Annotated in this window: 15 protein-coding genes; 4 read left to right on the forward strand and 11 right to left on the reverse strand. The window is 54.5% G+C overall.

Going from position 1 to position 11905, the window contains the following annotated elements; genetic code table 11:
* Positions 1-84: 84 nt before the first annotated feature.
* The 6 genes from GZ1_RS09585 to GZ1_RS09610 all read right to left on the reverse strand — a co-directional run bounded on the left by GZ1_RS09585 (position 85) and on the right by GZ1_RS09610 (position 5838).
* On the reverse strand, positions 85-1056 hold the full coding sequence (locus tag GZ1_RS09585; RefSeq protein ID WP_012820743.1) for an asparaginase: 972 nt from the start codon (positions 1054-1056) through the stop codon (positions 85-87).
* Between the two features lie 370 nt (positions 1057-1426).
* Entirely contained in the window at positions 1427-2419 is a 993-nt protein-coding gene (locus tag GZ1_RS09590; protein WP_015375280.1) for a YpdA family putative bacillithiol disulfide reductase, read from the reverse strand.
* A gap of 89 nt (positions 2420-2508) precedes the next feature.
* Positions 2509-3780, reverse strand: coding sequence for a Glu/Leu/Phe/Val family dehydrogenase (locus GZ1_RS09595; protein WP_015375281.1), 1272 nt, complete (start codon positions 3778-3780; stop codon positions 2509-2511).
* A 172-nt stretch (positions 3781-3952) separates the two neighbouring features.
* Positions 3953-4543 (reverse strand): genetic competence negative regulator, encoded by a 591-nt coding sequence (locus tag GZ1_RS09600; RefSeq protein WP_033004838.1) that lies wholly within the window; start codon positions 4541-4543, stop codon positions 3953-3955.
* An 87-nt stretch (positions 4544-4630) separates the two neighbouring features.
* Positions 4631-5434 carry a metallophosphoesterase gene (locus tag GZ1_RS09605; protein WP_060788377.1) on the reverse strand — a complete coding sequence of 268 codons (804 nt, stop codon included), beginning with the start codon at positions 5432-5434 and terminating at the stop codon, positions 4631-4633.
* A gap of 11 nt (positions 5435-5445) precedes the next feature.
* Positions 5446-5838: a hypothetical protein gene (locus GZ1_RS09610; RefSeq protein WP_033004836.1), complete on the reverse strand. Its 393-nt coding sequence runs from the start codon at positions 5836-5838 to the stop codon at positions 5446-5448.
* Between the two features lie 107 nt (positions 5839-5945).
* On the opposite strand from GZ1_RS09610, the gene GZ1_RS09615 reads away from it, so the two are divergent.
* Genes GZ1_RS09615 through GZ1_RS09625 form a run of 3 tightly spaced genes read left to right on the forward strand, consistent with a single transcriptional unit; the run spans position 5946 to position 7036 of the window.
* A complete protein-coding gene (locus tag GZ1_RS09615) occupies positions 5946-6176 on the forward strand; it encodes a spore coat associated protein CotJA (protein WP_012820740.1) in 231 nt (76 codons plus the stop codon).
* Entirely contained in the window at positions 6173-6433 is a 261-nt protein-coding gene (locus tag GZ1_RS09620; RefSeq protein WP_012820739.1) for a spore coat protein CotJB, read from the forward strand. The genes GZ1_RS09615 and GZ1_RS09620 overlap by 4 nt, the downstream gene beginning before the upstream one ends.
* A gap of 33 nt (positions 6434-6466) precedes the next feature.
* Positions 6467-7036, forward strand: a complete 570-nt coding sequence (locus tag GZ1_RS09625; protein ID WP_020754065.1) for a manganese catalase family protein — start codon at positions 6467-6469, stop codon at positions 7034-7036.
* A gap of 28 nt (positions 7037-7064) precedes the next feature.
* On the opposite strand, the gene GZ1_RS09630 is transcribed toward GZ1_RS09625, so the two are convergent.
* The 5 genes from GZ1_RS09630 to GZ1_RS09650 form a co-directional block, all read right to left on the reverse strand.
* On the reverse strand, positions 7065-7511 hold the full coding sequence (locus tag GZ1_RS09630; RefSeq protein ID WP_020754064.1) for a YpbF family protein: 447 nt from the start codon (positions 7509-7511) through the stop codon (positions 7065-7067).
* Positions 7512-7620: 109 nt separating this feature from the next.
* Entirely contained in the window at positions 7621-8127 is a 507-nt protein-coding gene (locus GZ1_RS09635; protein WP_033004833.1) for a LysM peptidoglycan-binding domain-containing protein, read from the reverse strand.
* Positions 8128-8131: 4 nt separating this feature from the next.
* Positions 8132-8719 (reverse strand): CPBP family intramembrane glutamic endopeptidase, encoded by a 588-nt coding sequence (locus tag GZ1_RS09640; RefSeq protein ID WP_060788378.1) that lies wholly within the window; start codon positions 8717-8719, stop codon positions 8132-8134.
* Positions 8703-10226 (reverse strand): RecQ family ATP-dependent DNA helicase, encoded by a 1524-nt coding sequence (locus GZ1_RS09645; RefSeq protein WP_060788379.1) that lies wholly within the window; start codon positions 10224-10226, stop codon positions 8703-8705. Before GZ1_RS09645 ends, GZ1_RS09640 begins: the two co-directional genes overlap by 17 nt.
* Positions 10214-11260 (reverse strand): YpbB family protein, encoded by a 1047-nt coding sequence (locus GZ1_RS09650; RefSeq protein ID WP_060788380.1) that lies wholly within the window; start codon positions 11258-11260, stop codon positions 10214-10216. Before GZ1_RS09650 ends, GZ1_RS09645 begins: the two co-directional genes overlap by 13 nt.
* Positions 11261-11493: 233 nt before the next feature.
* Between GZ1_RS09650 and GZ1_RS09655 the strand changes: the two genes are divergently transcribed.
* Positions 11494-11742, forward strand: a complete 249-nt coding sequence (locus GZ1_RS09655; RefSeq protein ID WP_008879661.1) for a ferredoxin — start codon at positions 11494-11496, stop codon at positions 11740-11742.
* Positions 11743-11905 lie beyond the last annotated feature (163 nt).

Raw genomic sequence — 11905 nt, forward strand, 5'->3', positions numbered from 1 at the left:
GATCCCCGTTTCTTTGGCATTTTTACCTTCATCGTACCACGAAACAGGGGAGAAAAAAAGAGGAATTGCTGGGCCGCTTGTTGCCTAATAAGCGAACAAGCCATCAACGGCGGCGTCGGCAGCAAGAGCGACAGCGAGCTTGATGCGCGCTTTTTTCGCGTCATAGTCGCTGCCAAGAATAACCCCTTTCTTATGCAAATCGTAGGCGCTGCCGGGGTAATCGTACGTTGTATACACCGCCCCTTCCTCGGCGCTCGTCGTCACCACGACTTTGATCCCCGCTTCGATGGCTTTGACGATTTCATCGACCATTTTTGGCGCCACTTGCCCGCGGCCGACCCCTTCGAGCACAATGCCAGCGACGCCGCTTTCTCGAGCCGCTTTAATGAACTTGCCGTCCGCCTCCAAGTAGCATTTCACAATGTCCACCGGCGGAAGCGGGCGCACAAGCTTGTAATATTCGCGTCGGATCGGCTTTTGGTACACGTACACCTCATCGTTGTCAATGATGCCTAAATAGCCGAAGCCGAAAGCGTTGAATCCTTGAATGTTCGAGGCGTGTTCTTTTTTCACGTATTTCGCGGCAAAAATGCGTTCATTGAACACAACGACCGTCCCCGCCCCACGCAACGGCTCGGCGCACGCGGCGTAAATGGCATGGCGGATGTTGATGTACACATCGCTGCCCAAATCAGACGGCGCCCGCTGCGAACCGGTGACGACGATCGTCCGCGGGTCATCGATCGTCAAATCAAGGAAATAGGCCGTTTCTTCGAGCGCATCGGTTCCGTGAGTGACGACGATGCCATCAACGGATGGATCGGTGAAATGCGCCTCAATCCGTTTTTTCAGCTCAAGCCAATGCGAAAACGTCAAATGCATGCTTGGCAATTGAAATACGCTTTCCACGATGATTTCAATTTCTTTCGGCAAATGGCACATCGCCGCGAGTTCTTCACCGCTTAGCGCCCCAGCCCGCAGGCGGCCGGAACGTTCGTTTCGCTTGCTCGCAATCGTGCCGCCGGTTGTCAGGAGCACCACTTTCCGTTTCGTCACGCAAGCCACCCTCGCTTTCTCGCTTTCGCATCATGACACGAGTGTTGATGATCCATTATTTTACTAAAAAACAAAGAATGGGCTCTTCACCACAACATGTACTTGACAAGCAATGCGGTTTCCTGCACAAAGATGTGCCAAAATCACGGATTTGTTGATTTTCCCTCACAAGCGTAAATAGGGTATGTTCAGAAAAAATCAAGTACAACTTTTGGTGAAGAGCCAAAGAATGATATGGCTGAACACAAGCTTTTCTGTCTCTTCCCTCGAACAAGAACGCCGGCGGGCAAATGTCATTTGCCCGCAAAGCGTTCATTGTTCGAGGAGGGCATGCCGTCATATGCCCAGTCGATGTATTGGCCAAGAAGCGCTACTGCAGCTGCTTGGCTGACCCCTCCCGTTCGCGCTTGGCGATGCAGGCGGCAATAGCGTCTCCATGGAAGCGGCCGTTTTCGATAAAAATTTCATTCGCATCGTTGCCAGCGGCGATCACCCCGGCGATAAACACCCCCGGCACGTTTGTTTCCATCGTCTCCGGATCATAATGCGGCCGGCCGCTTTCCGGGTCGATCTGCACCCCGATGTTCATCAAGAAGCGATGGTCCGGATGGTAGCCGGTCATGGCGAACACGAAATCATTTTTGATCGTTTTCGTCTCCCCGTTCACTTCGTAAATGACCGCATCTTCCGTGATCTCTTTCACATGGGCATGAAACTCCATGCGAATGACGCCTTTTTTCACAAGGGCATCAAATTCCGGCAAAATCCACGGCTTAATGCTTTTGGAATATTCCCCGCCCCGGTAGAGGACCGTCACGCGCGCCCCAGCTTTGACGAGCTCCATCGCCGCGTCGACGCTCGAGTTTTTGCCGCCGATGACAACGCAGTCGGTGTTGAAGTACGGATGCGCTTCTTTAAAGTAATGCATCACTTTCGGCAGCTCTTCCCCCGGCACGTTCATATAGTTCGGATGGTCGTAATAGCCGGTGGCCACGACCACGTATCGGGCCCGATATAGCGCTTTTGAGGTTTCAACGAGAAACGTCCCGTCTTCCTGGCGCTTAATAGCTTTCACTTCTTCGAACGTATTGATGCGAAGCTGTTTGCGGACAACGACTTCACGATAATACGCAAGCGCCTGGTTTCTCGTCGGCTTCCGGTTTTCCGTAATAAACGGCACCCCGCCGATCTCGAGCCGGTCGCTCGTGCTGAAAAACGTCTGATGCGTCGGAAACCGATAAATCGAATGGACGATGTTTCCTTTCTCGATCACCAGCGGCGAAAATCCGGCGTCTTGCAAAGCAATCGCCGCCGCCAGCCCGCACGGACCGCCGCCGACAATAATGATTTTCTCCTCTTTCATCGTTTTTGCCACCTCGCATGAAGCAAAAAATCCCCTATCTTATGATAGGGGATTTCACCAAAGCTTGCAAATATCACTGCTTGCTCGCCTCACACCCAGCCGCGGAACCGGCACGCTTCCGCCATTTTGCGGACGCCGACCATGTAGGCGGCAAGGCGCATGTCGACGCGGCGCGTCTGCGCCATTTCATACACGTTGTTGAACGCTTTGACCATCACTTTTTCAAGCCGCTGTTCCACTTCTTCTTCCGTCCAATAGTAACCTTGGTTGTTTTGCACCCATTCGAAGTACGACACCGTCACGCCCCCAGCGCTTGCAAGCACGTCCGGAACGAGCAAAATGCCGCGCTGCGTCAAAATTTCCGTCGCCTCAAGCGTCGTCGGCCCGTTCGCCGCCTCGACGACGATGCTCGCCTTAATGCGCGGAGCGTTTTCGGCCGTAATTTGGTTTTCGATGGCCGCCGGCACCAAAATATCGCAATCAAGCTCAAGCAGCTCTTGATTCGAAATCGTATTTTTAAACAGCTTCGTCACCGTGCCAAAGCTGTCGCGCCGTTCAAGCAAATAGTCGATGTCGAGCCCGTTCGGGTCGTACAGCGCGCCGTACACATCGGAAATGCCGACGACTTTCGCCCCGGCGTCGTGCATAAATTTGGCCAAATAGCTGCCGGCGTTGCCGAACCCTTGAACGACGACGCGCGCCCCCTTGAGCGACAAGCCGCGTTTTTTCGCCGCCTCGCGGATGCAAATGGTCACTCCTTTGGCCGTCGCCGTTTCCCGGCCGTGCGAACCGCCGAGGACAAGCGGCTTCCCGGTGATAAACCCTGGCGAATCAAACTCGCGAATTCGGCTGTACTCATCCATCATCCACGCCATAATTTGCGAGTTCGTAAACACATCCGGCGCCGGAATGTCTTTTGTCGGTCCGACGATTTGGCTGATGGCTCGCACATAACCGCGGCTTAGCCGCTCAAGCTCGCGGAACGACATCGTGCGCGGGTCGCAGACGATGCCGCCTTTGCCGCCGCCGTATGGCAAGTCAACGATGCCGCACTTTAAGCTCATCCAAATCGACAGCGCTTTCACTTCTCGTTCCGTCACATCAGGATGGAAACGCACGCCGCCTTTCGTCGGACCGACCGCATCGTTATGCTGCGCCCGGTAGCCGGTAAAAATTTTCACCGATCCGTCGTCCATGCGCACCGGAATGCGAACGGTCAGCACGCGGATCGGCTCTTTCAAGAGCTCATACACCTCTTCCGGATAGCCGAGCTTTTCCAACGCTCTATGTATAACAATTTGTGTCGACGCCAGCACGTCGTATTGTTGCCCCTTCTCTTCCGTATGCTTATCGGCTGCCATACGTAAACCTCCTATAAGCTCGCTGTAATAGTTTGTCGCCTTCCATGTCATAGTATACACCTTCTGTCGGCATCTGCAAAGGAAAAATGATGAAACGCGCGAACCGCTTTATGGAAGCCTTTCGCGCGAAAAAATAGACTCCTTGTCCATATAAAGGAGTCTTGGCTGCGCCCTAGTTGGCCCGGAAATAGTGAACGAGCTGCGCAATGGCGCGCCGTTCGATCAACTGTTTCCCATATTCTTGCACACGGTGTATCGTTATCGTGGCCGGGTTGCCAAACTCGGCCAGCAAGGCGACAAAGTTGTCGAGCGGAATCGGCGGTTCCTCGGCGACGTGCAAGTAAAAGCGGCCTTGGTACGAATAAAGCGTGCCGTCGAGGCAGCCGACCGCATGCAGGCGATGAGCGAGCTGGATGACATCTTCGAACGTTTGGAATTCGTAAAATATGTCATCGCTCTCATCGAGCGTTACTTGCATTTCGATATAGTCGTCGGCGAATTCTTCTTCGATGTCGTCGTAGTCGCCTTCATTCGTGACGATAACGACCATGCCCTGTGCCGGTAAAGAGTAGACTTCGACCGCGATCGATCCGTTCACTTCAAAGCCGAGCTCTTCGCTCGCTTCCTCGATCATATCGCGGAACAGCTGATGGACTTTAAACGTGTCCTTCCACAAATCGTCTTTCGTCAACCCGCGGTCCAGCAAATCGTCAAACGTCAAGAAAATTTTAATTTTGTTGTGGGTCAAGCGCTCAAGACGCATCGGCACCCCTCCTTACCTACAGAGCCATCTCTTACCGTTATTGTATGACGCAATCGGCAATTGGTTCGTTTGTTGTTATTAATGAGTTTACATCGTTTTCCCGGTTTTAGACAAGCATTTTTTCTCGAGTGTCGGTTTTCCGGGCACAATCGTGATGAGATGAGTCTCTGCCGGCGCTCCGAGGCGAAGCGGCACCCCGGTCGTCCCGTAGCCGTTACTCGTCAACACCGCCGTGCTGCCCTGCCATTTGAGCCCTCCTTTTTCATAAAACCCAATGGAAAAGAAGCGAATTTGTCCTCCATGCGTATGGCCGCTCAGCACGAGTGAAATGTGCTGCTCCTCTCTTAGGCGAGCGACGATCGCTGGGTTATGGCAGGCTAATATACGAAATGATTGAGGCGGAACGTGTTCAAGCGCCCGATCGATATCCGCCTCCTTCCGGCTTACGTCGCCGACGCCGATGAGCGCGACCGGCACACCGCCGTGCTCCCATACTTTCGCTTTGTTTTTGAGCATATGGACGCGCTCTTCCTCGAGCAATGATTGAAGATCGTAGTCGACCTCGTCATCATTGTTTCCCCAGACAAAATAAACGGGAGCGACCGCTTGCAACCGGCGCACATTTTCGCGGACGCGCGCTTCCGGCACCCCTTTTTCAACTAAGTCCCCGCCAATCACGACGAGGTGAGCCTTTCTCCTCACTTCCTCAAGCATGCGAAACGAAACGACCCGCCGATGAATATCAGAAATAAAAAAAATTGTAAGCGGCGGGCAATGGTCGGGAAAATGAGGAAATGACAGCGTCACATGACGGACCCGGTTGCTGTGCGCTTCTTTCCACATATAACCAAGCAAAACAAGAAAACTCGTGATCATTCCCCCGATGACCATACTTCCTCCTGCTAAAGCCGGTCATCTTTCGTCAACCGGCGGTCTCTCATCGTCATCATACCATAAAAAAAGGAAAAAACGAAAAAAAGCGCCGCCAACCGCCAATGAAACCGAAACGCCCAATAAAAATGGCCGAGCGCCGCCAAGCTGAACAACCATTGGCCTAAGCGGAGCCGCCGGCCGGACAACAGGCGCACCGTCCCGCCGACTACCGCGCGGATGAGCGCCCCGTTGGCAGCCGCCCCGAACCAAAAGCAAACGAGCGCAAGCCATGTCCGCAGTGGGGCAAACAGCAAATCGGTCAAAAATCGCTCCAGCGAGAACGGCTCAAGCGGCGGCAGCCAGCGAAAAAACAAATACGTGCACAAAATAGCGGCCATGGCGGTCATCGATAGACGGCCCATGGTTTCCTCCTTAACCCGATCCTCATTATTCGTCATGGCAAACAGGCATGAACGACATGGCTCCATCATACATATAGACTGAACTTTGCCAAAAAAGGGGGGGTTTTATGTTTACGACCCGCAAACAATATGAGCCGTACATCAGCCCGTTTGACCCGTGCCCGCCGATCCGTGTCAAAACGTACGTCACCGCGCCGAACTTGTACGTCGGATTCCAGCCGCCAAACTTGCCGCAATTTCCGCTTCGCGAAGCATTAATGAAAGGAACGCTTTGGCAAGTGTTTTACGACCCGTATTACAGCCCTTACGAAACGAAGACAAAAGGTGATGGCTCATGAAACAAATGCCAAAGGAGTATTATGAGCAGCTCGAGGAGCTGCAGGCTGTCGACTTTGCCCTCGTTGAGCTCACGCTTTATTTAGACACCCATCCAACCGATTACCAGGCGATTCAACAATTTAACCAACTCGCGCAAAAGCGGAAGCAGCTGAAAAAACAGTTTGAAGCCGCCTACGGCCCGCTTGAGCAGTTCGGCCATAGCTATTCGAACTACCCGTGGAATTGGGACGACACGCCGTGGCCTTGGCAAGTGTAGCTGATCCATCACGAGCGCAAGGAGGAACGGATCATGTGGATTTATGAAAAAAAATTGCAGTACCCGGTCCGCGTCAGCACGTGCAACCCGAGGCTGGCAAAATATTTGATCGAACAGTACGGCGGAGCGGACGGGGAGCTCGCTGCTGCGCTCCGTTACTTAAACCAACGTTATACGCTGCCCCCGAAAGTGATCGGGCTGCTTAACGACATCGGCACCGAAGAACTCGCTCATTTGGAAATGATCGCGACAATGGTGTACAAACTGACGAAAGACGCGACACCGGAGCAGCTGAAAGAAGCCGGCCTTGAGCCTCATTACGTCGATCATGAGCGCGCCCTCTTTTACCATAACGCCGCCGGCAACCCGTTTACGGCGACGTATATTCAAGCAAAAGGCGACCCTATCACCGACTTGTACGAAGACATCGCCGCTGAAGAGAAAGCGCGCGCCACCTACCAATGGATCATCAACATGAGCGACGATCCGGATTTAAACGATGGGCTCCGCTTTTTGCGCGAGCGGGAAATCATCCATGCGCAACGATTCCGCGAAGCAGTGGAAATTTTGAAAGAAGAGCGCAGCCAGAAAAAAATATTCTAAACAAAACACAGCTGGATGGACCCTCCATTCAGCTGTTTTCATAATATAGGTTGATGTCGTACTCCCGCTTCAGCCATTCAAACAGCCGGTGGCGCCCATTCCATTGTTCTTCATTTTTCCATAAATCGATGCTTTTCTGGATAATTTCGCAGCGGAGGGCATGAAAGTCGTCTTCCGCCTTTTCACTTTTTCCTTTATAATAAACAGCCAGCCAATACACCGTGCATAACAGGAGCAAGATGAAAATGTGGGCCGGGGCGGCAAAAAACCAGGCGAATCGTTCGCTCCACGCCGTGATCGCTGCAGCGTTGGCAATGATATAAAGAAGGAACGCGGCCAAGCCGGCCAACGCGGCCGCCTGCAAAAGCGTCGACCGCTTTTCAAGCCGCTCCCATTTTTTCTTTTTTTCAATGACGGCAAGCAACATTTCTTTTGTCACTTCATCGAGGGAAAATTCATCCGGAAACCGGGTCATGGCGCTCTCCCCTTGTCCGTATTCTATTGTCCATCATATGCGGGCAACAGACAGATTAGAACAAAGGGGAACGCGCGCGGCCATTTTTTCGGCCGGCGGGCGCAACCGCTTATTCCGTCTGAGCGGGGAGTGGAATGCGCAGCGTTTGCCCCGGCTCGAGCCGGCTCGTTGACAAGCCGTTTTCTTTTTTGATGATCTCCATGGCGGTAGGCGTGCCGTAATATTTCATCGCAATGCTATAAAGCGTTTCGTTCGCCGCCACCACATGGGTGATGGTCTGCGCGTCGGATTCGCTTTTTGCCTCGTCACCCGCGGCGCGCTTCGGCTCTGATGTTCGTTCCGCCTTCGCGCCATCTTCTTGAATAATGCGCACCGTCTCCCGGCTGCCGCTTTCCTCATGGCGGACGACTGTGACCGTTCCAGGCTTTGACTGGGCATAGTAAACAGCCGTCACCGCAGCCGGCAGCGTGAAAAACAAAAACGCGAGCAAACGGGCGGGAATGTATTTTCGTTTTTGCTCCTCTTTTTGCCGCCGCCGTTTTAGGCGCGATGGCGGCGCCCCCGTGCTTGACGGTGGACGTTTTTTCCGCGCCAGGCGCCCCGATGCTTCTTCCATCGCTTCACTCCCTTTCTTCCTCTGCCCCCCGTTTGAGCCGCACATGTAAAGCAAGCACAAAATCGATCAAAAAGTGAGCGGTGATGGCGGCCCATAAGCTGTCAGTCTGTTCGTAAAGGACGCCGAGAAAGAGACTGAGCAGCACGACGACCATAAACAAAAACCATTTTTCCAAATAACGGACGTGCAGCACGGCAAAAATGGCGCTTGCCGCCCAGAGCCCCCAATGCGTCTGCACAATGCCGCGAAACAGCCATTCTTCTGTCACCGCGATGAATGCGCATAAAAAAAAGAGATGCGGAATCGAGCGGCCGCGGAATATTTTTTCATTGACGCCGCCGTCATCATGCCAGTCGTCCGGCAAATAGCGCATCGCCAAAAACTCGGCAGCGAGCACGAACGCCGCCCCGCCGGCTCCGTACACGAGCACATCGCGCAACTCAAACTGCCAAAGCCGACGCCACTCCTCCCGAGCAAATAAAAACAGCGAGCTGCCGCCGGCCAAAAGCAGCAGCAACCCTTGCGTAATATAAAGATGGATGAGCACTTCGCGGTCTGTCATCTGTTTGATTTGTTCACTTTGCCGCCTCATCGTGCCGCCTCCCGCCGAAAAACATATGCCATAGCTCCTCGCGCCAAGGCCGGACGGGCGCCGCCTCGGGACGGCGGCCGTCCGTCATGAAACGGTCCGTCTCCAGGCCGCAGTTGTCGCAGCAAGCATCCGGTTTGTCCGATAGCTCCTCCCCGAACGCGCGGACAATCGCCGCGCGCCGGCATGAAAAGGCGTGCACCCATTCCTCCATTTCGCGCAATTTTTTCCGCTTCCAACGCCGCCGCGCCTCGATGGCAGCGGCCATCCGTTCATACAGCCGCTCCTTCGCCGCGGCCGTCAGCTGTTCGGGCGCCGCTGTTTGTCCCCATTCTAAAAAGTACGCCAACAGCCGTTTTTGTATGTCCGTAAATCCGCCGGCATCAACCGCAGCGCGCCATCCGCCACGGACGGCGTCTTCCGGCAGCCGCCGGCACCACTCGCGGAGCGCAGCCGAGTCGGGAAGCTCCGCTTCGGCGACCGCCTGGGCGATCGCCCGGTCGCCGTCCGCGTAAAACAATACAGCAAGGCTTGGCGCCCCGTCACGCCCGGCGCGCCCGATTTCCTGCACATACGCCTCAAGCTGGGCCGGCATATGAAAGTGAAGCACAAAACGGACGTTTCCTTTGTCCACCCCCATGCCGAACGCGCTTGTGCAACAAACAATGTCGAGCTCGTCATATAAAAACTGTTGCTGCACAAGCAGCCGTTGTTCCCCATCCATGCCGGCGTGGTAATAGGCGACCCGCCCCGCCCCGTTTTGCGCCAGCCGGCGCGCCATTTCTTCAGCCCACTGCCGGCTTGAAAAGTACACGATCCCCGGTCCTCGGAGCCGTTTCGCGCATTCGGCCAAGCGCGCAGCTTTGTCCTCAACCGATAAGCAACGTTCCACCGCCAAGGCGATGTTCGGGCGGTCGACGGAATAAATATGGCGACGCGCCCGCTCCATCCCGAGCGTGCGGATGATGTCCTCCTGCACTTCCGGCGTAGCCGTCGCCGTCAGCGCCAGACACGGCGGCGAACCGAGCGCATGGCGGACCGCTCCGAGCTTCAAAAAGTCCGGGCGAAAATCATAACCCCACTGTGAAATGCAATGCGCCTCATCGACGACAAACAACGAAACACGCACGCGCCGGAGCGCCGCCAAAAACGTTTCAGATTGCAGCATTTCCGGTGAGGCATAAATAAAGCGAAAATCTGGAAGCGAGGTGAGGGCGTGCCATTTTTCTTCCGCATCAAGCAAACTATGGAACGCGACAACGCGCTTTTCACCGCGCCGGCGCAGCTGCTCGACTTGATCTTCCATTAAGGAGACGAGCGGCGAGACAATGAGCACGCTCCCCGGGAGGAAATACGCCGGCAGCTGATAGCAAAGCGATTTGCCGCTTCCAGTCGGCAGCATCGCCAGCACATCGCGCCCGCTGAGCACGTCTTCGATCACATCGCGCTGTCCGGGCCGAAACGACGCGTGCCCGAACCGCTCATGCAATGTTTTCGTTAATTCATCCAACGTCCCACTTCCTTTGCCAACACGAGCCGAATTTCAAAATAACTCGCTATTCCGCCAAGCGCCTCGCGAATACGCTTCAGCTTGCGCGTCCCGAGCGCCCGCGCCGCGGCCTGGATCGCCGCCGCCCTTTCAGCGGCGACAAACGGGGCGATCGAAAAATCGGGCACATTGGCGGCCAACTCGACGACATGATCCTCGATTGTACTTTTTTTCAAGCGCCGAAGGGCGGCGATTTCGTCGATCGTCTTTCCTTTTTGCAGCCATTCGTACGTTTTTTGCGCCGATTGCGTCAGCTGCACCGGCGCCAGCCCGGCCATCAGCTCGGCCATCACCGGGGCGCGCCCGGCTTCGGCTTCAGCCATCATATAATGAAGCACGTTGCGAAACTGAAACTGCACATACAGCACATCTTTTTGCAGCCAAGCGGCAATTTGCTCCGCCGTCCAGCCGATGCGGCGGGCGCTTGTCAACCGGAGCACAAACACCGTCGCCGCTTCTTCAGAAACAGCCGCAAGCAGCCGGGTGAGCTCGTCATAAAGCGCCCGCGCCAACGTTTGGCGCGATCTCTTGTCCAGCAAATACTGCTTCACCCATAACAGCGTCCGCTCGTCGCGGCAAATGGGGATAAAACGCTGTCCATGGGAGAGGTTGGACAGCGTCTGCCCAATGAGCGACAGCCGCTGCCAAAAAAGCGGCTCGATCTCATGGTAGCGCCAGCCGTTCACATAGCGGGGGAACCATGCCGCCTGTTCATCGAGCCAATGCCGCCCTTTTTCCGTCAATATATATGTCCGGTCATGGACGGGCGCGGCCCGCTGCTTCCGAACGAGCACGAGAGCCGCCTCCTCCAATCGGTCCATCGTCACGTCTTTCCATGTGCCGAAAAACGGCGCAAGTTGAAACCATTTGCAGTCTTGCAGCGTCTGGGCTGATTTTTTTCCAGACAACAAATGGTACACCGCTGCCAGCGTCCGTTCACCGTTTAGGCGGCGCAAGCAGTGGGCAAGCAAAAACGAGGCGTAACCGTGCCGCATCTTTGATTCCTCCCCCGCCTCTATTGTAACAAAAATTGCACAAGCCGTTTGCAATGAAAAAGCGATTTTGGAACAAAAATAAACAAGGGGCATATGTGTAAAAATACAGGAGAGCAATTTTTTAGTTGAAAAGCGGGGCGAACGGTCTTATTATAAAAGTGAAAAGTTCATTTCCGAGCAGGCAACACGGAGATGACCCGTCCGTTTCCAAAAATTGGGGAGGTTCGATTTTTATGCCAAAGTATACGATTGTCGATAAAGAAACATGTATTGCCTGCGGAGCATGCGGCGCGGCAGCTCCGGACATTTACGATTATGACGAGGACGGCATTGCCTACGTCACGCTTGACGACAACCAAGGGATTGTCGAAGTGCCGGACATTTTAATCGACGATATGATGGATGCGTTTGAAGGCTGCCCGACCGAGTCGATCAAAGTCGCTGACGAGCCGTTTGACGGCGATCCAAATAAATTCGACTGAAATCTCCCCTCTTGCCGAATCGGCAAGAGGGTTTTTTGACGAAAGCGTGAAAAAATGCCATTTGACAAGTGGCGCGCCGCAAGGGAACATGCTACAATAAGATTGTCTTGCCCGCCCTGCGCGCCGGCGGGCGAGTTTTCATGCGTACATAACAACCAAAAAA

The sequence above is a fragment of the Geobacillus zalihae NBRC 101842 genome (assembly GCF_001544135.1).
Classification (GTDB): domain Bacteria; phylum Bacillota; class Bacilli; order Bacillales; family Anoxybacillaceae; genus Geobacillus; species Geobacillus zalihae.

Bases quoted from the DNA above. Each gene is read 5' to 3' on its own strand.
- GZ1_RS09655 (WP_008879661.1), top strand. From the start codon at position 11,494: ATGCCAAAGTATACGATTGTCGATAAAGAAACATGTATTGCCTGCGGA.
- GZ1_RS09620 (WP_012820739.1), top strand. From the start codon at position 6,173: ATGAAACAAATGCCAAAGGAGTATTATGAGCAGCTCGAGGAGCTGCAG.
- GZ1_RS09640 (WP_060788378.1), bottom strand. From the start codon at position 8,719: ATGAGGCGGCAAAGTGAACAAATCAAACAGATGACAGACCGCGAAGTG.
- GZ1_RS09630 (WP_020754064.1), bottom strand. From the start codon at position 7,511: ATGACCCGGTTTCCGGATGAATTTTCCCTCGATGAAGTGACAAAAGAA.
- GZ1_RS09600 (WP_033004838.1), bottom strand. From the start codon at position 4,543: ATGCGTCTTGAGCGCTTGACCCACAACAAAATTAAAATTTTCTTGACG.
- GZ1_RS09605 (WP_060788377.1), bottom strand. From the start codon at position 5,434: ATGGTCATCGGGGGAATGATCACGAGTTTTCTTGTTTTGCTTGGTTAT.
- GZ1_RS09625 (WP_020754065.1), top strand. From the start codon at position 6,467: ATGTGGATTTATGAAAAAAAATTGCAGTACCCGGTCCGCGTCAGCACG.
- GZ1_RS09635 (WP_033004833.1), bottom strand. From the start codon at position 8,127: ATGGAAGAAGCATCGGGGCGCCTGGCGCGGAAAAAACGTCCACCGTCA.
- GZ1_RS09650 (WP_060788380.1), bottom strand. From the start codon at position 11,260: ATGCGGCACGGTTACGCCTCGTTTTTGCTTGCCCACTGCTTGCGCCGC.
- GZ1_RS09590 (WP_015375280.1), bottom strand. From the start codon at position 2,419: ATGAAAGAGGAGAAAATCATTATTGTCGGCGGCGGTCCGTGCGGGCTG.
- GZ1_RS09615 (WP_012820740.1), top strand. From the start codon at position 5,946: ATGTTTACGACCCGCAAACAATATGAGCCGTACATCAGCCCGTTTGAC.
- GZ1_RS09610 (WP_033004836.1), bottom strand. From the start codon at position 5,838: ATGGGCCGTCTATCGATGACCGCCATGGCCGCTATTTTGTGCACGTAT.
- GZ1_RS09595 (WP_015375281.1), bottom strand. From the start codon at position 3,780: ATGGCAGCCGATAAGCATACGGAAGAGAAGGGGCAACAATACGACGTG.